Annotated in this window: 16 protein-coding genes; 4 read left to right on the top strand and 12 right to left on the bottom strand. The window is 73.9% G+C overall.

Features of this window, described 5'->3' with window-relative positions:
• Nucleotides 1–34 precede the first annotated feature (34 nt).
• The 8 genes from ahcY to AC5PYY_RS09360 form a co-directional block, all read right to left on the bottom strand.
• The gene (gene ahcY / locus AC5PYY_RS09395) at nt 35–1,498 is read right to left on the bottom strand and encodes an adenosylhomocysteinase (RefSeq protein WP_493896556.1); all 1,464 of its coding nucleotides are present in this window, start codon (nt 1,496–1,498) and stop codon (nt 35–37) included.
• Between the two features lie 9 nt (nt 1,499–1,507).
• Entirely contained in the window at nt 1,508–2,947 is a 1,440-nt protein-coding gene (locus AC5PYY_RS09390) for a mycothione reductase (RefSeq protein WP_493896555.1), read from the bottom strand.
• Nucleotides 2,948–2,956: 9 nt separating this feature from the next.
• Entirely contained in the window at nt 2,957–4,210 is a 1,254-nt protein-coding gene (locus tag AC5PYY_RS09385; protein ID WP_493896554.1) for a kynureninase, read from the bottom strand.
• Nucleotides 4,203–5,141, bottom strand: coding sequence for a tryptophan 2,3-dioxygenase (locus AC5PYY_RS09380; protein WP_493896553.1), 939 nt, complete (start codon nt 5,139–5,141; stop codon nt 4,203–4,205). Before AC5PYY_RS09380 ends, AC5PYY_RS09385 begins: the two co-directional genes overlap by 8 nt.
• A gap of 66 nt (nt 5,142–5,207) precedes the next feature.
• Nucleotides 5,208–6,506, bottom strand: coding sequence for an SIS domain-containing protein (locus AC5PYY_RS09375; protein ID WP_493896552.1), 1,299 nt, complete (start codon nt 6,504–6,506; stop codon nt 5,208–5,210).
• 11 nt (nt 6,507–6,517) lie between these two features.
• On the bottom strand, nt 6,518–6,730 hold the full coding sequence (locus AC5PYY_RS09370) for a Trm112 family protein (protein ID WP_493896551.1): 213 nt from the start codon (nt 6,728–6,730) through the stop codon (nt 6,518–6,520).
• 1 nt (nt 6,731) lies between these two features.
• Nucleotides 6,732–8,144 (bottom strand): phosphomannomutase/phosphoglucomutase, encoded by a 1,413-nt coding sequence (locus tag AC5PYY_RS09365; RefSeq protein ID WP_493896550.1) that lies wholly within the window; start codon nt 8,142–8,144, stop codon nt 6,732–6,734.
• A 16-nt stretch (nt 8,145–8,160) separates the two neighbouring features.
• Entirely contained in the window at nt 8,161–8,532 is a 372-nt protein-coding gene (locus AC5PYY_RS09360; protein WP_493896549.1) for a DUF3499 domain-containing protein, read from the bottom strand.
• Between the two features lie 85 nt (nt 8,533–8,617).
• On the opposite strand from AC5PYY_RS09360, the gene AC5PYY_RS09355 reads away from it, so the two are divergent.
• Nucleotides 8,618–9,004, top strand: coding sequence for a metallopeptidase family protein (locus tag AC5PYY_RS09355; protein ID WP_493896548.1), 387 nt, complete (start codon nt 8,618–8,620; stop codon nt 9,002–9,004).
• 622 nt (nt 9,005–9,626) lie between these two features.
• Nucleotides 9,627–11,933, top strand: coding sequence for a hypothetical protein (locus AC5PYY_RS09350; RefSeq protein WP_493896547.1), 2,307 nt, complete (start codon nt 9,627–9,629; stop codon nt 11,931–11,933).
• A 50-nt stretch (nt 11,934–11,983) separates the two neighbouring features.
• On the opposite strand, the gene AC5PYY_RS09345 is transcribed toward AC5PYY_RS09350, so the two are convergent.
• From AC5PYY_RS09345 to AC5PYY_RS09335, 3 genes are all read right to left on the bottom strand, one after another.
• Nucleotides 11,984–13,750, bottom strand: coding sequence for a DUF5719 family protein (locus AC5PYY_RS09345; RefSeq protein WP_493896546.1), 1,767 nt, complete (start codon nt 13,748–13,750; stop codon nt 11,984–11,986).
• A gap of 233 nt (nt 13,751–13,983) precedes the next feature.
• Nucleotides 13,984–17,274, bottom strand: coding sequence for a hypothetical protein (locus AC5PYY_RS09340; protein WP_493896545.1), 3,291 nt, complete (start codon nt 17,272–17,274; stop codon nt 13,984–13,986).
• A 28-nt stretch (nt 17,275–17,302) separates the two neighbouring features.
• Nucleotides 17,303–17,572, bottom strand: a complete 270-nt coding sequence (locus tag AC5PYY_RS09335; RefSeq protein WP_493896544.1) for a WhiB family transcriptional regulator — start codon at nt 17,570–17,572, stop codon at nt 17,303–17,305.
• Nucleotides 17,573–17,732: 160 nt separating this feature from the next.
• On the opposite strand from AC5PYY_RS09335, the gene cofD reads away from it, so the two are divergent.
• Nucleotides 17,733–18,743: a 2-phospho-L-lactate transferase gene (gene cofD, locus AC5PYY_RS09330; RefSeq protein WP_493896543.1), complete on the top strand. Its 1,011-nt coding sequence runs from the start codon at nt 17,733–17,735 to the stop codon at nt 18,741–18,743.
• On the top strand, nt 18,740–19,804 hold the full coding sequence (gene cofE / locus AC5PYY_RS09325; RefSeq protein ID WP_493896542.1) for a coenzyme F420-0:L-glutamate ligase: 1,065 nt from the start codon (nt 18,740–18,742) through the stop codon (nt 19,802–19,804). Before cofD ends, cofE begins: the two co-directional genes overlap by 4 nt.
• Here cofE and AC5PYY_RS09320 read toward each other — a convergent pair.
• Nucleotides 19,782–20,717, bottom strand: a complete 936-nt coding sequence (locus AC5PYY_RS09320; RefSeq protein ID WP_493896541.1) for a DNA-3-methyladenine glycosylase family protein — start codon at nt 20,715–20,717, stop codon at nt 19,782–19,784. The two genes, cofE and AC5PYY_RS09320, sit on opposite strands and share 23 nt — an antisense overlap.
• Nucleotides 20,718–20,725 lie beyond the last annotated feature (8 nt).

Here is a 20,725-nt window from a genome sequence, read left to right as displayed (position 1 = left end):
TTCCTCCTGCTCATCCGCCGGTGTCCGTCCCGGCTCAGTAGCGGTAGTGCTCGGACTTGTAGGGGCCGGCCACGTCGACCCCGAGATAGCTCGCCTGCTCCTTGCTCAGCTCGGTGAGGTCGGCACCGACCGAGCCCAGGTGCAGCCGCGCCACCTCCTCGTCCAGCTCCTTGCGCAGGGTGTGGACCCCCAGCGGATAGGCAGCGGGACGGGTGTGCAGCTCGATCTGGGCCAGCACCTGGTTGGCGAAGCTGGTCGACATCACGAAACTCGGATGACCGGTGGCGTTGCCCAGGTTGAGCAGCCGACCCTCCGACAGCACGATGATGGAGGACCCGTCGCCGAACGTCCACTCGTGGACCTGCGGCTTGATCTCGGTGCGCCGCACGTCGGGCACCCGCGCCAGGCCGGCCATGTCGATCTCGTTGTCGAAGTGACCGATGTTGCCCAGGATCGCCTTGTCCTTCATCGCCTGCATGTGCTCGACGGTCACGACGTCCTTGCACCCGGTCGCCGTGACGACGAAGTCGGCGGTGCCGATGACGTCGTCCAGCCGGGCCACCTGGAAGCCGTCCATGGCCGCCTGGAGCGCGCAGATCGGGTCGATCTCGGTGACGATCACGCGGGCCCCCTGGCCGCGCAGGGCCTCGGCGCAGCCCTTGCCGACGTCGCCGTATCCGCACACGACCGCGACCTTGCCGCCGATGAGCACGTCGGTGGCCCGGTTGATGCCGTCGATGAGGCTGTGGCGGCAGCCGTAGGTGTTGTCGAACTTGCTCTTGGTCACCGAGTCGTTGACGTTGATCGCCGGAAAGATCAGCTCCCCGGCCTCGTGCAGCTGGTAGAGCCGGTGCACCCCGGTGGTGGTCTCCTCGGAGACCCCGCGCACGCCGTCGGCGATCCGGGTCCAGCGGTCCGGGTGCTCCGCGAGGCCGGAGCGCACCGTCTCGAGGATGACCCGCCACTCCTCGGGGTCCTCCTCCTCCGGGCTCGGCACCGCTCCCTGCCGCTCCCACTCCCGGCCCTTGAGGACGAGCAGGGTCGCGTCTCCCCCGTCGTCGAGGATGAGGTTGGGCCCGGTCTCCCCCGGCCAGAGCATGATCTGGGTGGTGCACCACCAGTAGTCCTCGAGGGTCTCGCCCTTCCAGGCGAAGACCGGGACACCCCGCGGGTCGTCCGCGCTGCCGTCGGGGCCCACGACCACGGCGGCCGCGGCCTCGTCCTGGGTCGAGAAGATGTTGCACGAGGCCCAGCGCACGTCGGCGCCGAGGGCGACCAGCGTCTCGATGAGGACGGCCGTCTGCACCGTCATGTGCAGCGACCCCGCGATGCGGGCCCCGGCGAGCGGCTGCTCGGAGGCGAAGCGCTCCCGCAGCGCCATGAGGCCGGGCATCTCGTGCTCGGCGAGGCGGATCTGGTGCCGGCCCTGCTCGGCCAGGCTGAGGTCGGCGACCTGGTGGTCGGCCGACGTCGTCGTCACGGTGGTCGTGTCGGGCATGACCTCATGCTACGTCGCGTCCCGTGCGTCCTCGCGCGCCTGCGGCACCTCCAGTCCCAGCAGTGCGTTCTCCAGCACCTCGGACAGGGCCGGGTGGATCCAGTACTGCCCCCGCGCCAGCTCGTGCGCGCTCACCTGTGGCCCGAGCGCCAACGCCTGGATCGCGGGCTGGATGAGGGTGCTGGCGTGGGGTCCGAGGACGTGGGCGCCCAGCAGCTCGCCGGTCGCGGCGTCGCCGACCACCTTGAGCAGCCCGGTCGAGTCCTCCATCGCCCAGCCGTAGGCGGTGTCGCCGTAGCGCTGGACCTTCGTGCTCACCTCGCGCCCGGCCTCTCGCGCCTCGTCCTCGGTCAGGCCGACCGTCGCGACCTGCGGATGGGTGAAGACCGCGGCCGGCACCGCCTCGTGGTCGAAGGACCACGGGTCGTCGGGGTGGACCAGGTTGTGCGCCACCACCCGGGCCTCCTGGTTGGCCACGTGCTTGAGCTGGTGCGGCGAGCTGGCGTCACCCAGCGACCACACGCCGGGACAGGTCGTGCGACCGTGCTCGTCGACCACGACCCTTCCGTCGTCGTGGGTCCGGACGCCCGTGAGATCCAACCCGAGGTCCTCGGTGTTCGGGTGCCGCCCGGTCGCGACGAGGAGCACCTCGCCGCCGGCGACGGTGCCGTCCGACAGTCCGAGCTGCACGCCCGACTCCGTGCCCCGCACGGTGGTCACCTCTACCCCGGTGCGCACGTCCCACTGCGCCCGCGCCAGGTCCGTGAAGACCGCGGAGACCTCCCGGTCCAGGGCCCGCAGCAACCGCTCCCCCCGGGTCACCACGCTCACCTCGACCCCCAGCGCGGAGAAGACGTGCGCGAACTCCGAGGCGATGACCCCGCCGCCCAGGATCACCAGGCTCGCGGGCAGCTGCTCGATCCGCATGATCGTGTCGGACGTGAGGAACTCGACTCCGGAGTCGCGCACGATGTCCGGCACGACCGGGTGGGCGCCGGTGGCGATGACGACCTGGTCTCCGGTGATCCGCTGCGTCGAGCCGACCGGGTGGTGCCCGCCCTCGCGGGTGATGTCGACCTCCAGCTCGCGCTCCCCCACGAAGCGCGCCCGGCCCAGGTAGGCCTCGGTGTGCTCCGCCTCGACGCGGTAGTCCTGCCCCGCCTGCGCGATCGGGTCGATCCGGCCGAAGATCCGATCCCGGATGTCGGTCCACCGGACCTGGTCCAGGGTGGCGTCGATGCCGAACCGGCCGGCGTCCCGGATCGTGGTGGCGACCTCGGCGGCATACACGAACATCTTGGTGGGGATGCAGCCGACGTTGAGGCAGGTGCCGCCGAAGAAGCGGTCCTCCACGACGGCGGTGCGCCGGCCCTCGAAGTGCTCGGTGACCAGGAAGTTGCCCGAACCGCTGCCGATGACGATCAGGTCGTAGTGGGTGCTGTCGCTCACCCACTCAGCCTAGGTGGCCGCCTCCAGCTCGGCGCGGACGGCCTCCAGCCCGTCCCACACCTCGGCATACCGGGTCGACAGTGGCGAGAGGCCGAGCCGCAGCCCGTCCGGCGACCGGAAGTCGGGGATGACGCCCGCCTCCCAGAGGCGGGGGTAGATCTGCTCGAAGGCAGGGTGCCGCAGGGTGAGGTGCCCGCCCCGACGCGCGTGCTCGCGGGGGCTGGCGACGACCACGCCGAGGTCGTCGGGCCAGGAGGCGACGACTTCCCAGGCGAAGTCGGTGAGCCGCAGCGACTTCCCGCGCACCTGCTCGATCCCGGCCGCGGCGAGCAGCTCGGCCCCGAGGCGCACCGGCAGCATCCCGACGATGGGCGGGGTGCCGCTGACGAAGGAGCGGATCCCGGCCGCCGGCTGATAGCCCTGCTCCATGAGGAACGGGTCCCGGCGCCCCATCCAGCCCTGCACGGGTTGCCGCAACGAGGGCAGGTCGTGGTGCCGGCGCGCGAGGTAGACGTGCGCGGGAGCGCCCGGTCCACCATTGAGGTACTTGTAGTTGCACCCGACCGCGGCGTCCCAGCCCCAGGCGTCGGCGAGCACCGGCACCGACCCGGCCGAGTGGCAGGTGTCCCACAGCACGAGGGCGCCGGCGTCGTGGACGATCCGCGTGATCTGCTCCGCCTCGGCGACGAAACCGGAGCGGTAGGCCACGTGGGAGACCAGGACCACCCCGGTGTGCTCGCCCACGACCTCCGCCACCTGCTCGGGGTGCACCCCGGTCGCGGTGTCCACCTCGATCCAGCGCAGGGTCAGGCCGCGCTCGGCGGCGATGCCCTCGGCGACGTAGCGGTCGGTCGGGAAGTTGTCGGTGTCGAGGACCAGCTCGGTGCGTCCAGGGTCGAGCGTGAGCTGATGGTCGACCAGGGCGCGGAGCGTCTTGTAGAGCAGCACCGTCGTGGAGTCGGCGACGACGGTCTGCCCCGGGGCGGCACCCAGGGCCGCGGACCCGACCAGGTCGCCCACCTGCTCGGGCCAGGTCATCCAGCCCTCGTCCCAGGAGCGGATGAGACGGCTGCCCCACTCCCCCCGCACGAAGGCCGCCATCGCCTCGGGGGCACCGGCCACCGGTCGACCCAGCGAGTTGCCGTCGAAGTAGGCGACGACGCCGTCGGCGGGCTCGAAGCGTGCCGCGTAGGACGCGAGCGGGTCCTGCTCGTCCAGCGCGAGGGCGCCGGCGCGGGTGGGGGCCGGGATCGGGTCAGCCACGACCGTCACCCCCGTGGTACCCCTCAGGGGTGAGGTCCTGGATGGCCGAGCGCACGTCATACAGCTCGGGGAAGAAGGTCAGGTCGAGCGCGCGTCGCAGGAAGGGCGTGCCGCTGGAGCCGCCGGTCCCACGCTTGCTGCCGATGACCCGCTCCACCGTCTTCAGGTGCCGGAAACGCCATACCTGGAAGTTGTCCTCCAGGTCGACCAGCTCCTCCGCGGTCTCGTACTCCGCCCAGTGCTGCTGCGGGTCGGCGTAGATCCGGCTCAACGCGTCGACCACGCCCGGGTGGGCCTGGTAGGGCTGCGAGACGTCGCGCTCCAGCACCTCCTGAGGTATGCCGTGCCCGCGCCGGTCCAGCCAGGCGAGCACCTCGTCGTAGAGGCTCGGCTCGTGCAGCAGCCGCTCCAGCTCCGTGTGCTGGCTCTCGTCGTGCGCGAAGACCTGGAGCATCGAGGCGTTCTTGTTGCCGAGCATGAACTCCACCGCGCGGTACTGCCAGCTCTGGAACCCCGAGCCGGTGGCGAGGAAGGCGCGGAAGGTGGCGTACTCACTCGGGGTGAGCGTCGCCAGCACGGACCACTGCTCGGTCATCGAGGCCTGGATGTGCTTGACCCGGGCGATCCGCTTGAGCGCCTGGCGGTGGTCGTCGGCGGCGAGCAGGGCCCGCGCGCTGGTCAGCTCGTGGATGACCAGGCGCAGCCACAGCTCGGTCGTCTGGTGCTGGATGATGAAGAGCAGCTCGTCGTGCTGCGGTGGCTTCGCAAGGGGGTGCTGGGCCGACAGCAGGGTCGGCAGGTCGAGGTAGTCGCCGTAGGACAGGTTCTGCCCGAAGTCCCGCTCGATCCCCGCCTCCAGGTCTCGCTCCCGGCGCGATCGGGTATGCCGTTCGATCGGGTCCGGGTCGTGCGCTGGGGCCTCGCTGCTCACGCGCCGAGTGTGCCACGTCCCTCGGAGGTCGGAGGGGTATGCGGTCCGACGCCGCCCCGCGGGGTCCTACCGCGTGCGGTCGCGCAGGTCGGCGACGTGCGGGGAGACCGACGGGTCCAGGCCGAGACCGATCGCGAGATAGGTGGCGGCGAAGTCGACGGCCGCCACGTGGTCGGCGAGCCGGACGATCGGCTCGCCCGCCTCGGCGCGCACCTCGATGACGCGCACCCCGGCCTCGCGGGCCGTCGTGAGCACCGCATCGGTCAGCGCCTCCGCCCGGGCGGCCTCCTCGTCGACGCCGCCCGGCTCCGGGGGCGCGTCGCGCAGCATGAGCAGCCCGAGCCGGGGTGGGGCCGGACCGTCGAGGTAGGGGTCGGCGAAGACGTCGTCCTGCGGCCTGGACCGGCCCTCGGGGCCGGACCGCCGCTCCATGAGGTCGCCCTCGGGCTCGGAGAAGTGGTGCGGCTCCCAGTCGGAGGTGTCGATGTCACCCAGCCGGATGCGGGCGTCGTCGTAGGTGCCGGGGCGCCGGCCGCCGATCGGGGTGTAGGGACCGTCGAAGCAGGCCACGATGCCGCTGGCGGCATCCGGCAGCTCGCCGAAGGTCGCAGGGATCCGCGCGGTGCGCGCGAGCATCGAGGCGGCGCGGGCGGCGGCGACGCCACCGAGCGGCCCGTCGCCGAGCACCACCGGCACGGTCTCGGCCAGCTGCACGGCCAGCACCTTGGCCGGGTTGACGAAGGCGTCCGAGGAGGGCCGCATCTGCTCGGCCCGGGTGTCGAGGCGGTCGGCGACGGCGTGCAGCACCGCGTCGGGGGCCTCGAGCAGCCCCAGCCGGTCGGCCCCCTGCAGCACCGGAGCGAGGAGGGTCCACAGCGCGGTGCGCGAGCTCGCCCGCCCCATGCCGGCGCCGACGTGCACGCCGCGGGCGCGACGGCATACCTCGGCGAGGGGTGAGTCGTCCGCGCCGACGGTGAGCAGCATGGCGCCCCGGCGCGCGGCCTCGGCGGCCACGGCGAGCGGCCCGGGAGCCCGGCCCGACAGGGAGACCGCGACGACCAGGTCGAGGGGCCCGACCCAGCCCGGCAGCGGGAGGTTGCGACGGGCCTGGACCGGCACCGGCGAGCCCGGCTCGGCCAGCAGCTCGAGCACGTCGGCCACGATCGAAGAGCCACCCACCGCCGCGACGAGCACGGAGCGAGGCCGCTCGAGGTCGGCCAGCCGGTGGATCCCCGCCTCCTCGGCCAGGGTGATGGCCTCGCGCACCTGCGCTCCGGCGGAGGCCAGCGCGCGGAGGGTGTCCTGGGAGTCCTTGCGGGCGAGCTCTCCCTCGTCGTCCAGCAGGGCCTCGTCGATGTAGGGCATCGCAGGCTCGCTCAGGCGGAGGGGACGACGACGGCGTCGTCGGCGAGCAGGACGGGTATGCCGTCACGGACGGGATAGCGGCGCCGCTGACCAGGAGCGCCGCAGTCCTCGGCGCACTCGAGGTAGGCCGCGCCGTCCTCGTCCTCGCCGTCGACGAGCGGGTGCAGCCCGACGGGGCAGCGCAGGATCTCCCGCACCCAGGGGTCGTAGTCGGGTCGCGCCATCTCAGGCCTCCTGCCTCACCAGGCCCAGGACGTCGTCCCGGACCTGCTCCATGGTCTCAGTGTCGTCCGCCTCGACGGTGAGCCGCAGCAGCGGCTCGGTGTTGCTCGGTCGCAGCGAGAGCCACCAGCCCGCTGCCTCGTGCACGAGGATGAGGCCGTCGAAATCGTCTGGGACGGCACCACGTTCGGCACCCCAGGCGCGGACGCGGTCCGTCGTGGCCGCGACGTCCTGCACCCGGGAGTTCAGCTCCCCCGACGAGACGTACCGGTCGTGCTCGGCGACGAGCGCCGACAACGGCGCCTGCTGCTCCCCCAGCGCCGCGAGGACGTGCAGCGCCGCGAGCATGCCCGTGTCGGCATACCAGAAGTCACGGAAGTAGTAGTGGGCCGAGTGCTCACCGCCGAAGACCGCCTCGTGCTCGGCCATGACCGCCTTGACGAAGGAGTGACCGACGCGCGAGCGAACCGGGCGCGCCCCGAGGCGGATGATCGTGTCGATGACGCTGCGCGAGGTGATGGAGCCGTGCACCACGGCGACGTCCTGCGCGGCTCTCCCGGAGGCGAGCTCGCGGGCGATCTCGCGCTCGGCGATGAGGGAGGTGATCGCGCCGGCGGGCACGGCGCGACCGCGCTCGTCGACGACGAAGACCCGGTCGGCGTCACCGTCGAAGGCCAGGCCCAGGTCAGCCCCCTGGTCGACCACCGTCTGCTGCAGGTCGCGCAGGTTCGCCGGGTCGAGCGGGTTGGCCTCGTGGTGCGGGAAGGTGCCGTCCAGCTCGAAGTAGAGCGGGCGCACGTCGAGCGGGAGGCCCTCCAGACCCAGGACGGCGGGCGCGGTATGCCCGGCCATGCCGTTGCCCGCGTCGATGACGATGCGCAGGGGTCGAATCCCCTCCAGGTTGACGAGGGAGTGCAGGTGCGCGGCATAGTCCGCGAGGAGATCGGTCTCCGCCACGGCCCCGGGCTCCGCCGCCGTGGGCAGGTCGTGCATCGAGCCGCGGTCGAGGAGCCACTGAGCGAGGTCCCGGATCTCGGGCAGGCCGGAGTCCTGGCCGACGGGTCGCGCACCGCGTCGGCAGAGCTTGATGCCGTTGTAGCCGGCCGGGTTGTGGCTGGCGGTGACCATGGCACCGGCCTGCTGCCGCGCCCCGCTCGCGTAGTAGAGCCCGTCGGTGGAGCACAGCCCGATGAGCGTGACGTCGATGCCGTGCTGGCGGACACCGTCGCCGAAGGCCCGTGCGAGGTCGGGCGAGGAGTCGCGCATGTCCCATCCGATCACCACACCGTCCTCCCCCTCGGGACCGGCGACGACCTGGGCGAAGGCCGAACCGAGGGCCCACGCGACGGTCGGGTCGAGCTGCTCGGGGACCAGACCCCGGATGTCGTAGGCCTTCACGACGTCAGCGAGTCGCACGGCTCCTCCGGACGGCTCAGCGGTCACGCAGCACGCGCAGGTGTCCGCGGCGCGCGATCTCGGTCACCGTGGCGCCCTCCGGCTCGCCCGAGCGCGACGGCTCGACGCGCACCATCGTGCCGCGATGCTCGCGGACGGCGTCGGCGAGGGCGGCGAGGTCGTCCACGGGGGGCCGGGGCTCTCCCTCGGGGAGCTCGAGTCGCACGACGTCCCAGCCGCGAGGCGCGGTGAGCCGGGTGGCGTGCTCCTCGCACAGGTCGTAACTGTGTGGCTCGGCATACGTCGCCAGTGGCCCCAGCACGGCGGTCTGCTCCGCGTAGACGTAGGTGAGCGTCGACGTGGCGGGGCGGACGCACGCCGTCTTCGAGCACTGGCGAGTCAGGGTCACACCGGACACTGTAGGCGCCCACACCGACGATCCGTGGGTGCCACCCCGCCGGACGGGGACTCGGCCGTCGTCTAGGGTCCCCTCCATGAGCACGCGCAGGGACCGTCGCGGCAGGGGGCTCCGGGGCCCGCTGGCGTGGCCCGCCGTGCCGGTCATGACGAGCCGTCAGGAGCGATTCGACGACCTCGTCCTCGAGGCCGCCGAACGCCTCGAGGAGCGCCTGGGCAAGCCGCTGGGGCTGGAGCTGGCCGTGGAGGAGGTGCCCCCGTCCGACCCGGCGCCGTGGGAGCACGGCGTCGCACTCGGGAGGCTCTTCCCGGCCGAACGTGGCGTGAGCGCGCGGCTGGTGGTCTATCGCCGACCGCTCGTCCACCGCGCCGCCGACGACGACGAACTGGCCGCACTCGTCTCCGAGGTCGTGACCGAGCAGGTCGCCCGGATGCTGGGCAAGGACCCGGACGACCTGCTCTGACTGACTCCGAGGCAGGCGCGCCTCTGTCTGCCGGACGAGATCACCTCGTCGTGTCGGGACGTGGTCACGTCGAGCCGCGCACGATCTCTGCGCGGCATCGCCGGGCCAGCGAGGAGCCCGCGTTCTTCGGTATGCCGCGTGCTCGCCCAGGGGGAGGTCGCGACCCGGGGGATGGAGAGGATTGCGTTGTTCGAACATGTGTTCTATAGTGGTGGGCAGACGGACACCTGGGGAGGGGGCAGCAGTCATGAAGACACGACACGTCGGACCACGGCGGATGGGGGGAGCACGTCTCGAGGGCCAGTGCCTGGGGGCGCGGCATCTGGGGCCTGGGCGGCTGCGGGCCCGGTGGGAGCAGTCGCCGGCCGAGAGGGTGATGGCCCGTGCCCTGCTGGCGCCGCGATCACCGGTCACGATCCTGCCGTTGCCGCCCCGACCGATCTGGATCGACCTCCCCGCCGCCCCAGCCTCGGCCGCGCCAGGCGGCGGCGACGTGGCCAGCGGCCCCGACGTAGCCAATGGGCGCGACGTAACCAACGGGGGCGACGTGGCCCCCGCCCCCGCCGACAAGCATGACCCGGCCGATTCGGCCGGTCCCCCCTGCCCGGGCGAGGGGCCTGAGGTGGCTGATCCGTTGGTGCGGGTGGCGCAGGTCGCGGCTCGGCGGGCAGGGCTGGAGGCTGAGCTGTTGGTCGCGACTCGTGACCTCGCCGCGCACGTGGGCCGGGCACTGCTGGCGGACAAGGGCTTCACCGCGGTGGACGACCTGTCCGCCGGGCAACGGCGCCAGTGGCGCGCCGAGACCAAACGACTGACCTGCGAAGAGCTCCGCGTGAAGCTCGGCGTCGGCGTCATGGAATCCCGACACCTCGTCGGCGTCGCGTGCGCCCCGGGAGCCGACGCAGTCGAGCAGGGCCTGAGGGCCGGGATCGTCACCTGGTCCATGGTCCGCGGATACTGGCAACGGTGCGGCTCCCTGGCCGCCGACGACGCGACCCAGGTCGCGCACGGCCTGTTCGGGCAAGACTCCGACACCGCCGTGACCGAGCGTCTCGCCCCGGACGGGACCCTGCTGGACCGGCCCTGGCACGCCGCGGAATACTGGGCCGCCCTGGAACGCGAAGCCGTCCGCGTCGAAGGGCAGGACGTCGATGACGAACGGCAACGCCGACGCACCGCCCGGGACAAACGACACATCCGGCTCCGCGTGGACGACGACTCCACCGCCACCCTGTTCATCAACGGACCCCTCACCACTCTGGTCGCGATCAGCCAACGCCTTGACGGCTCCGCCCGCACCCTGCGCAAGAGCGGCGACGCACGCACCCTGGCCCAACTCCGCAGCGACATCGCCCAAACCCTCCTCCTGCACGGCATACCCCACCTGCCCCACACCCTCGAGACGGCCGAGGCCTCACCCAGCCCCGGCCCCGCCAACCCACACACCGCACAGCAGGACAACCCGATGCAGGACGACCCGGAACAGGACCAGTCCGGGCCAGACGACTCCGGACAGGACCAGTCCGGGCCAGACGACTCCGGACAGGACCAGTCCGGGCCAGACGACTCGGGACAGGCCGACCGTGGCCAGGACCAGTCCGGGCCAGACGACTCGGGACAGGCCGACCGTGGCCAGGACCCGTCTGGGCCAGACGACTCGGGAGAGGCTGACCGTGGACGTGACCGGTCTGGGCCGGACGATCCGGGGCCAGACCCCCTCCTCACACCGCAGGACGCGGACCGGATCGCGCAGATCATCACCGCCCGACCAGCCGTCCACCTCCAGGTCGTCGTGCCCTGGGACGCCCTGACCGGGGCACCAGCCTGCTCCTGCCGAGAACCCCAAGGCGCGCAGCACGCTGCCTCCACCCCGCGACCTGACCCAGACCCCGCACCCCCACCCGGATCCCACGCACCCGGATCGCCCCGTCCACCCGGGGCACCAGTGCACGGGCCAGCGTCGGGACCACCGCGCCAGTGGGCCGCGGAGATCCTCGGGCGGCACCCCGCGTTCCTGACCCCCGGGCAGGCCCGCGAGCTCGCCCTGACCCCGGGCACCACCCTGTCCCGGCTCCTGATCGACCCCGCCGACGGGCGCCTCATCGAACGCAGCATCACCACCTACCGACCCGACGCGGCGATGCGCCGCCAGATCGTCGCCGCCGACCTCACCTCCCGCTCCCCCGGCTCCCGCACCCCCGCCACCTCCTGCGAGATCGACCACGAAACCCCCTGGACCCACCCCGGCGACGGGACCACCACCGAGACCAACCTCGACCTCAAAGACATCGCCCGCCACCAACTCAAGACCGCCGCCTGGTGGCACAGCGCCCTCGCCCCCAACCGCGACGTCCGCTGGGAAACCCTCCTCGGCCAGACCGAAACCACCCGCTGCCACGACTACCGGCAATACCTGCGACGCGCCGTCACCACCGAACACCTGGCGCCCGACAGCCTCAGCATTCCCGACTCCGCAGCCGACGGTCCCGACCACGCAGCAGGGCACCACGACCACACGCCCGACCCGGTCACCTACCCCGACCCGGACGACGAGCTCGACCTCGCCTGCCGCGCCCTCTACGCCGCCCTCGCCCACCGCGACCCCGGCACCGCCCTGCTCGACCACGACGACGAACACGGCGCCACTGAACACCACCCACGCCTGCACGGCTGGATCACCCTCACCCACCGCTCCACCACCGGGCAACGCCAGCACGGCCCACCCGAACACCACGCCTCCGTCGCACGCCTCCTCGGCTTCCCCACCCCCGACCATCCAGCTGCGACCGCTGGTCCTGACACCGAAGCACCGATCAACCCCGACGCGACCACGGACACCACACCTTCACACTCACAGGGCACCACCCAGCCCGACCAGCGACCGACGCCGCCCTGGCAGAACCGCACCGACGACACACCCCCCTTCTGACCGTCAGCGAGGTCGCGACCTTGGCGGCGACCCATCACGTCGATCAGTGGCTACGGCCGGACGGGGACGATCCCGGTGATCGCACGGGTCCACGGAACCGTCGGCAGGGAGGTGGCCGAGACGTACGGCCCCAGGGAGTCCGCTCCCGTGAGATGCGCCGCTGCGACGACACCCGGGTCCTCCGGATCGAGCGGCCGCAGCCACACGGCGACGGCACCTGCGGGAACCTCCACCTGACGACTCGTGTCGTTCTCCAGCTCGAGGTCCTCGACGTCGGTCCCCCCAGCCTGATCCAGCCAGATGAGCTGGGCAGTCGTGGCGTCCACGGCGGACACCACGAGGGAGCGCCGCCCACCAGGGACCGCGTCGGCGTCGGGGACCGCGTCGGCGTCGGGGACCGCGTCGGGGTCGGGGAAGGGAAGGGCGATCGGAGCGCTCCCCAGCTGGACCGCAGGGACCCAGGCGAGGTCACCTGCGGGACGCACCAACGGCTCTGATGCGGCGTCTGTGCCGCCACTGGACGTGTCCTCACCCGCCCCCTGGGTGGTGGCGGTCGGATCGCCGGTGCCACCAGTGCTGGCAGCGTCGTCGCCGGGCGCTGCGGTCGAGCCACCGGAGTCGCCGTCGCCCGGCGCGGCGGTCGAGCCATCACTGTCGGGGGTGCTCGTGGCTCCAGCGTCCTCGGTGCTCCTGGGAGGTGCGGTGGTGGCGGAGGCATCGTCGCTCACGATCGGTTCGTCGCCGGACGGAAGCACCGCCAGCGATGCGGCCGCCGTGACCGGCTGGTCGGAACGTAGCCGTAGGGCCACCGCCTCGTCCGGAAGGTCGTCGAGCGAGAGCTCCACCGTGGCACCCGACGGCACCCGCAAGGCGGGGGTCGGAGGCACGACGGCCCCCGTGGTGGTCAGGGCGCGCAGCTCGACCAGGGCCTCCGCCTCCGGGGCCACGACCCGGAGCGTCCGGCGGTGCTCACCTCCGGCCTCGCTGCGGGGAAGCCCCGGCACGATGAGGTCGCGGGCCGGCCTGGCCGCGGCACTCGTGACATCGAGACCGAGGTCCGTGGTCCCGTCCCGGTAGCGATCTGTGAGGTGCGCCGCGACGGGGCCTCCGGTGGACGTGACCTGGACGGCGGGTGCCTCCACTCCCGGGGCCAGGGCATCCAGGAGCTGGACGACCTGGGCCTGCGGAGGCACGACGATCCCGGCGCCGCCGGTGAGGTCGACCGGCCCGTCGACGCCGCGCACGTCGAGGTCGACCTGCACCGGGTCGGAGCCCGGGTTGGTGAGGACGAGTTCCTCGGCCCGTCCACCCCCCGAGCCCCCGGCGAGCAGCCACTGGGAGTCCTGTGGCTCCGCGCAGCTCGTGAGCGCGGCGCCGCGTCCGCCTGGCTCCGTCCCGACAGCCACCTGGGACGCCGTGAGGCCCGGCGCCGTCGTCGCACCGGCCACGAGCACGACCCCCTCGCCGGAGACCAGCTCCAGGTCCCGGACGCCGTCATCGCGGGCCACGCTGCCGTCCCCGGTCGCCGAGCCATCCGCGCGGACGCGCAGGATCGCGGTCGACCCGTCGTCGGAGCCCTCGGAGCCCTCGGCCAGTCCCTCGACGAGCACACCGGGTGTCACGGCGGCGCGCGCCTCGACCTGCGCGGCAGGACCGTCGGGCTTGCCCGGGCAGGCCAGGGCCGCACTCCGGACCAAAGCGTCCCGGTCGGCTGCCTCCGCGATCCCGTCCTGGCCCTCCGACGACGTGCTGTCGTCGGGAAAGGGACCCCAGGCCGAGCCCGTCGTGCTCCACCAGATCAGCCCAGCCGCGGCCACCGCAGCAAGGCCCAGCCGAACGAGCGCCGCCCGCGAGGGGGCACCCTCGCGACGAGCCCGAGGGCCGACCGAAGAAGCCGCTGCGGGCGCGACGGAAGCACCAGCTGTCTCGGCAGGCGGACCCTCCGTCTCACCGGTCGCGGGGGCGACCCCGCTCGCGTCCGCACCATCCAGATCGCCGGGCACCTCCTCCTCGGGCCGCTCGACAGGGCCAGGCTCCGGTCGCCCGCCACTCATGGCTCCTCCTCGGGGTCGGTCTCCGCCCGCCCGAAGGGCAGGGCCAGGAAGCCCGTCACCGCCGCGACGGCGAGCGCGACCAGGTGCCAGGGCAGCCATCGGCTCCGCACGTCGACGGTGATCTCGTGCTCACCGGCGGGGAGCGTGGTGTCCCTCGTCCCCTCGAGAGCGACCTCGTCGCCGTCGATCCGGACCACCGCCTCGGCGGCCCACCCCTCCCCCTCGGCCACCGCGAGCCGCGACCCCTCCGGCAGCCCGGTGAGGTCCGCCTGGGCCGCGCCGTGCGGGCCGGTCGCGTCGATCCGGTCGATCGTCGCACCGTCCGGACCGACCACCCGGGTCCGCGCCGGGTCACCCTCGGCCATCCGCCAGAGCACCGATCCTGCCGGGCTGGAGACCCGGGTCAGTCCGGAGACACGATCCAGATCAGAGGCGACCGGGTGGTCCTCGCCGGCCCGCAGCTCGACGTAGCCCACGCCCAGGTCGACCAGCGCACGACTGACCTCATCGGGACCGGCACCGGCGACCAGCTCCGACACCGCCTCCTCCACGGGCCCCGTCTCCGCAGAGGTGCCGACCAGCTCGATGGTGCGGTCGCGCAGGATGCGCGCGGGCTCCGGCTCGGCGCCCTGCAGATCGACGAGCACACCACTGCCGTCCGCGGTCGCGTCCAGAGTCACGGTGCGCAGCGCCCCCGGTCCACGCGCCTGCTCGGCCGCCACGGCCGGGAGTGGGTTGGTGGCCGGCTGCAGCGCGTGGTCGTCGGCCGCGGGAGCCAGGAGCCATGCGGCGGTGAGGAGCCACGGGAGCACGACCGCGACAGCCAGGGCGACCGGCAGGAGTCGCCGCCGCGGTGCCGTGGGCTCCTGGCCCCCCTCGGTGGGAGTGTCGCCCTGCGCGCGAGTGTGCGGCCCGCGATCGGCACGCTGCACCAGGTGGTCCAGCGTCAGGGCCGCGGCCAGGAGCAGTGCCGCACCGGCTAGGGACAGCAGCGTGCCCGGCCAGGCCACGACGGACAGGCCAGCCTCGGGATGATCCTCGGGAAGCACCCCCAGCGAGGTGCGCACGAGCAGCTGCGCGCCGCCGAGGCAGACGAGGGCGGCAGCCAGCAGCACCCCGGCACGGCGTCCGGCCGGGCCGGGCAGGAGCAGGGCACCGAGCGCCGCCAGCCACAGCGGCACCGTCAGCCAGAGCGGGGTGGCCGCCCAGGTCGTCGCGTCCAGGCCGCCTCCAGGATGCAGCAGCATCAGCTGCCAGGGCTGGGCCACCGACGGCAGGAGCGCGGTCGCGGAGGTGGCGCCCGCACCGCCGAGCAGGCGCAGCGGGTCGGCCAGCGCCGGGAGCCACGGGAGCAGCATTGCCCACGGCAGCGTGGCCAGCACCACGCCCCGCCACCGCGCGCCGCCCCGGCCGAGCAGCATCAGGGCCAGCCCCGCCAGGCTCGCCACGACGAGCACCCCCGGGACCCACTGCGCGGCGATCGCCACCCCCAGCACGGTGGCGAAGGTCGCGGCCGTGCGGCGCACGCCTCCCTGTCGCCCGGCCAGCACCACGAGCCCGGCCAGCAGCAGCGGGGCGAGGACGTGGACCACCGCCGGGCCGACGCGTCCCTGGCCGACCGCGACCGAGAGCGGGGCGGCGGCGCCCCACCCCAGGGCGAGACCCGCGCGCAGCCAGCGGCGGTGGGTGCTCCGGCGGAGGGCGAGGTATGCCGTCACGACGCTCAGCGGAGCCGCGAGCCCGAGCATCCAGGTCAGGGTCGGGCCGGCCGCCGTCGCGGCGGAACCAGGCAGCAGACCGAGCACGGCCGTGAGCGCCGCGGCGGGCGCCAGCCAGCTCTCGGGGACCGAGCTCTCGCCCAGACCACCCCCACGCCAGCCCTGGGTGGCGGACGCCCACAGGCCGGCGGCGTCGGTCGTGGCCGGGCCCAGCTCGGGCCCGACGACCCCGAGCCCGGAGGGCCGCAACCCTCCCCACAGGTCCCGCCCGAGCCAGCCGGTCAGGAGTGCGGCCGAGAGCACGGCCAGCGCGAGAGGCCAGCTCCACCGGCGCCGGCGGGACGTCTCACCGTCGAGCTGCGCGAACTCGTCCGAAACGGGGCCGCTCTCCAGGCCGCCGCGAAGGCCACCGCGCGGCCGTCCCGGCTCCTGGCTGGTACGCCGCGCGCGCGGGTCCAGCGCCTCCCCCACCGCGTCGAGCGTGTCCCGCCACCCGGTGGCCGCCGGAGCATGCAGGCCCACGAGGTCACGCGGGTTCACCTCTCGCCGACGCGCGAAGCGTCGGCGGGCGCCCCAGCCCCGGGCCGGGCTCAGGACGGCCCGGACGTCGGCCCACTCCTGAGCCGCCTCCCGCGGGCGCTTCACCAACAGGAGGAGCGCGGCGGCGAGCAGGCTGGTCACCGCGACCCCGAGCGCACGCCAGGGCGCGGCCCAGGCCGAGCAGCGGGCGAGCGCGAGCTGCCGGACCCGCACGCGGGTGCGCGTCGGGTCGACGACGCCCAGGCCCTCCTCCCCCTGACGCACGACCGCGTCGGGCGCGACGACGACGCGCCGCCCGGCGAGGTGGGTGCGCCAGCTGAGGTCCAGCCCCTCCACCCCGTCAGCCTCGAAGGCCTGGTCGAGACCCTCTATGTGCTCGAGCGTCGCGCCGCCCACCAGCGCGCCCGGCAGGGGGACGCCCAGCACGTCCTGGCGCAGGTCGAGCTGCCCCTGGTCGACGAGGGCCGCCCCGGTCGGATCGGCGATCCGGCCGGCTGGCGTGAGGTGGTGCCCGAGCGAGCGCAGCAGGCGGGGCTCGTCGGCGCGCACGAGCTTGGGCCCGACGACACCGACGCGGCTGCTGCGTCGGACAGCTGCGACCAGCGCTGCCAGGGCGCCGGCATCCGGCCGCGAATCGGGAGCGAGGAACCAGAACCAGTGTCCGTCGTGCCGCGGTGCCGCCTCGCGAGCGGCCTCCACCTGCTCGCGGCGTGAGCGCCCGCACTCCCGGGCCACCACGGGGACCGCTGCCTCGGAGGCACTCCGATCGCCGCGGTGGCTCCCGAGGGCACCCTCCGGGTCGGGGCCGACCACCACGACACGCTGCGGCCGCCGGGCCTGGCCAGCGAGCGCCGCGAGCAGGGCCTCCACCGACTCCGTGAGCTCGGTCGTCGTGCTGCACGGTGCAGCGTCGGGCGGGTCGGCGTCGTCGACCGCAGGGAGGAGGATGACGGCGGTGACGTCGTCGACGGCGGCGCGCCCGGAAGGGGCGGCGCCGGCGCCTGAGCTCTCAGGTCCGGGCGTCGTCATGGATGCAGGCGCGTGGTGCGGCGCCCGCTCAGACAGCGCGCTTCTTCAGCTTGCGTCGCTCGCGCTCGGACAGACCGCCCCAGATGCCGAAGCGCTCGTCGTTGCCCAGGGCATACTCCAGGCATTCGGCGCGCACCTCGCACCCGACGCAGACCTTCTTGGCCTCGCGGGTCGATCCACCCTTCTCCGGGAAGAACGCCTCCGGATCGGTCTGCGCGCACAGGGCGCGCTCCTGCCAGGACATCTCCTCGACCTCGTCGATCCCGTGCATCAACGACATCAGCTCCAGCTCGTGCATGGCTCCTCCTCGACCTCTCGCCTACACGTGTCTCGCCGGCTGCGACCCGACCGCCCGACTGCCCTCGACGCAAGGTCACAACACCTGAATTACACGCGTGTCATCCGCCATAGTCAACCCCAGATCTGCTAGACGCCCCCCAGCACCCACAATGGGGGCCATGCAGATCACCGTTCTGGCCGGGGGTGTCGGGGGCGCCCGGTTCACCCGTGGACTCGTGCACCACCTTCGGGCGGACCCCGCCCTCGCCGACTCGACCGTGACCGTGGTAGGCAACACCGGCGACGACATCACGCTCTTCGGGCTCCGCGTCTGCCCCGACCTCGACACCGTCGTCTACACGCTCGGCGGTGGGGTCGACGAGGGCCAGGGCTGGGGGCGCGAGAGCGACACGCACGCCGTCATGGGAGAGCTGGCGGCGCTGGAGGTGGGTCCGGGATGGTTCGGGCTGGGCGACCGCGACCTCGGGACGCACCTGGCCCGGACCCAGTGGCTCTCCAGAGGGGTGCCGCTCTCCGAGGTCACCTCCCGGATCGCGGCTCGGTGGGGGCTCCCCGAGCGCGGCGTCCGGCTGCTGCCCGCCACCGACGACCCGATCGAGACCCACGTCGTCGTGGCCGACGGGGACGGCGGGGACGGTGAGCGCGCCATCCACTTCCAGGAGTGGTGGGTGCGCCACGGTGCCCGTCTGCCGGCGCACCGGTTCACGGTCGCCGGCCTGGCGGCGGCCGCTCCGGCCCCGGGCGTTCTCGACGCGATCCGCGCGGCGGATGTCGTGCTGCTCCCCCCGAGCAACCCCGTCGTCTCCATCGGGATCATCCTCGGCGTGCCCGGGCTCCGCGAGGCGGTCCGCGGCACCCGCGCGCCGGTGGTCGGGGTGAGCCCCATCCTGTCCGGTCGCCCGGTGCGCGGCCACGCCGAAGCCTGCCTCGCCCCCCTCGGGGTCGAGGTCAGCGCCGCCGGTGTCGCCGGGCTCTACGCCGACCTGCTCGACGGGTGGCTCGTGGACGACGCCGACGCCCCGGACGGGGCCCGCGCTGGCTACCCCTCCCGCCTGCGGCTGCGCTCCCTCGACCTGCTCATGCGCGACGAGACGGGCGCGGCGCGCATCGCCGCCGCCGCTCTCGACCTCGCTGCCGAGCTCGGCGCGGGGGACGGGCACGCCCGGTGAGCGGCCTGCACGTGTGGCCGCTCACCGGGCTTCCGGAGATCACGGCCGGTGCCGACCTCGCCGCGCTGCTCCTGGACGCCCTGACCGAGCACGGGGGGCTGCAGGACGGCGACGTGGTCGTGGTGTCGAGCAAGCTCGTCTCCAAGGCGCACGGGCTGCGCCGGGCCGGGCTCGATCCAGAGCTCCCCGATCAGTCTCTGCGTGAGCGGGCCGTCCGCGACCAGACCGTCCGCGTGGTCGCCGAACGGCGCAGCCCCGGGGGGCTCACTCAGATCGTGGAGTCCGTCGCCGGACCGGTCCTGGCCGCCGCGGGCGTCGACGCCTCCAACACCGGGGATGCCGGCGGGGTGCTGCTGCTGCCGGACGACCCCGACGCGGCCGCCCGGTCGGTGCACGAGGCCCTGCAGGCACGCTCCTCGGCACGCTTCGGGGTGGTGCTGAGCGACACCGCTGGCCGGCCGTGGCGCCAAGGGCAGACCGATTTCGCGCTCGGCGCCCACGGCGTCCGCGCCCTCGACGACCTCCGCGGCGGGACCGACGCCGACGGGCGTCCGCTGGCGGTCACGGCCCGGGCGGTCGCGGACGAGATCGCCGCTGCCGCGGATCTGGTCAAGGGCAAGTCCACCGGGATCGGGGCCGCCCTCCTGCGCGGCCTGGACCTCGACGATCCGCAGGACCTCTTCGGCGCGGCGTCGTTGGTGCGCACCGGCCCCGGAGACTGGTTCGCGCTCGGCCACCGGGAGGCGGTGCGGGCCGCCCTGGGTGCCCCTCCTGGCAGCGATGCCGCGGACCGGGTCGGCATCGCCCCCGTCGGCCCCGACGCCGTGGCGGACCGCGCGGGCCGCGCGCTCCGGCTGGCGCTCCTGGGGCACGAGGACGCCGCCCTGACCGGGTCGCCCGACACGGGCTTCATCGTCCACGCCCCCGACCCGGTGCTCGCCGGTCGGGTCGCCGCCCGGCTGGAGATCGCGCTCGCGGGCGAGGACCTCGTCTGCGAGGTCGAGGTGGGCGACCGCATACCCGAGGTCGAGAGCCCGGTCAGCGACCACCGAATCGGCTGATCGGCAGGTGCGCCCGCGGAGCCATACGCGGGCCCCGCCGCGGGCGCATCGCACCGGAGAGCTCCAGCAGCCGCTGCACGCGGTAGCGGTGCCCGCGGTAGGGCGCCAGCAGCTCGACCAGCCCGTGGTCGTCGACGGGCTCCCCCGTGAGCGCCCAGCCGATGTTGGCGGCGACGTGGTAGTCGCCGAAGCTCACCGCATCGGGGTCGCCGAGCGCACGCTGCGCCGTCTCCGCCGCGGTCCAGACCCCGACCCCGGCGATGCTCGTGAGGCGCGCGCGGGCGGCGGCAGGGGGCATACCCGACGCCTCCTCCATCCGGTGGGCGACGCGGACCACGCGCGCGACCGTGTCGGCGCGCTGCGGGCTGACCCCGGCCCGCAACCACTCCCAGGACGGTATGCCGCGCAGCACCTCCGGCGACGGAGGCACCCGCAGCCCCAGCGCCCCGCCGGGTCCGGGCGCCTCGGTGCCGTACCGCCGCACGACCCGACGCCACCCCGAGAAGGCCTCCTGGCCGGTGACCTTCTGCTCCACGACCGCGGGGACCAGTGCCTCCAGCACCAGCCCGGTGCGGGGCACGCGCCACCCGGGGTGGCGGCGCCACGCCTCGGCCACCCGCGGGTGCCGGGGCACGAAGCCGGAGGGGTCGTCGTCGGCGCCCAGCATGACCGGCAGCCGCTCCAGCGCCCACTCCGCCCCGGGTCCCCAGGCCTCGGCGACGACGGCGTCGTCCGCGGGACGACGCGGCAGCCGCAGGGTCGCCTCGCCTGCGGGGGTCCGCAACCCCCGCCACAGCGCCCCCGCCACGACCGACCAGCAGGGGTCGCCGGCACCCCGGCGCAGGGTCCCCCAGGTCGCCCCCACGTCCACCGGGTAGCCCGGTCGCCATACGCGACGCTGGAGCACTCCCACGGCAGCCC

The organism is Serinicoccus sp. JS2-9 (assembly GCF_059025165.1).
Note: the sequence above shows the minus strand (reverse complement) of the source record. Positions and strands in the feature narration are given on the sequence as shown.

Bases quoted from the DNA above. Each gene is read 5' to 3' on its own strand.
- AC5PYY_RS09370 (WP_493896551.1), bottom strand. From the start codon at position 6,730: ATGGCGCGACCCGACTACGACCCCTGGGTGCGGGAGATCCTGCGCTGC.
- AC5PYY_RS09335 (WP_493896544.1), bottom strand. From the start codon at position 17,572: ATGCACGAGCTGGAGCTGATGTCGTTGATGCACGGGATCGACGAGGTC.
- AC5PYY_RS09375 (WP_493896552.1), bottom strand. From the start codon at position 6,506: ATGCCCTACATCGACGAGGCCCTGCTGGACGACGAGGGAGAGCTCGCC.
- cofD (WP_493896543.1), top strand. From the start codon at position 17,733: ATGCAGATCACCGTTCTGGCCGGGGGTGTCGGGGGCGCCCGGTTCACC.
- AC5PYY_RS09355 (WP_493896548.1), top strand. From the start codon at position 8,618: ATGAGCACGCGCAGGGACCGTCGCGGCAGGGGGCTCCGGGGCCCGCTG.
- AC5PYY_RS09340 (WP_493896545.1), bottom strand. From the start codon at position 17,274: ATGACGACGCCCGGACCTGAGAGCTCAGGCGCCGGCGCCGCCCCTTCC.
- ahcY (WP_493896556.1), bottom strand. From the start codon at position 1,498: ATGCCCGACACGACCACCGTGACGACGACGTCGGCCGACCACCAGGTC.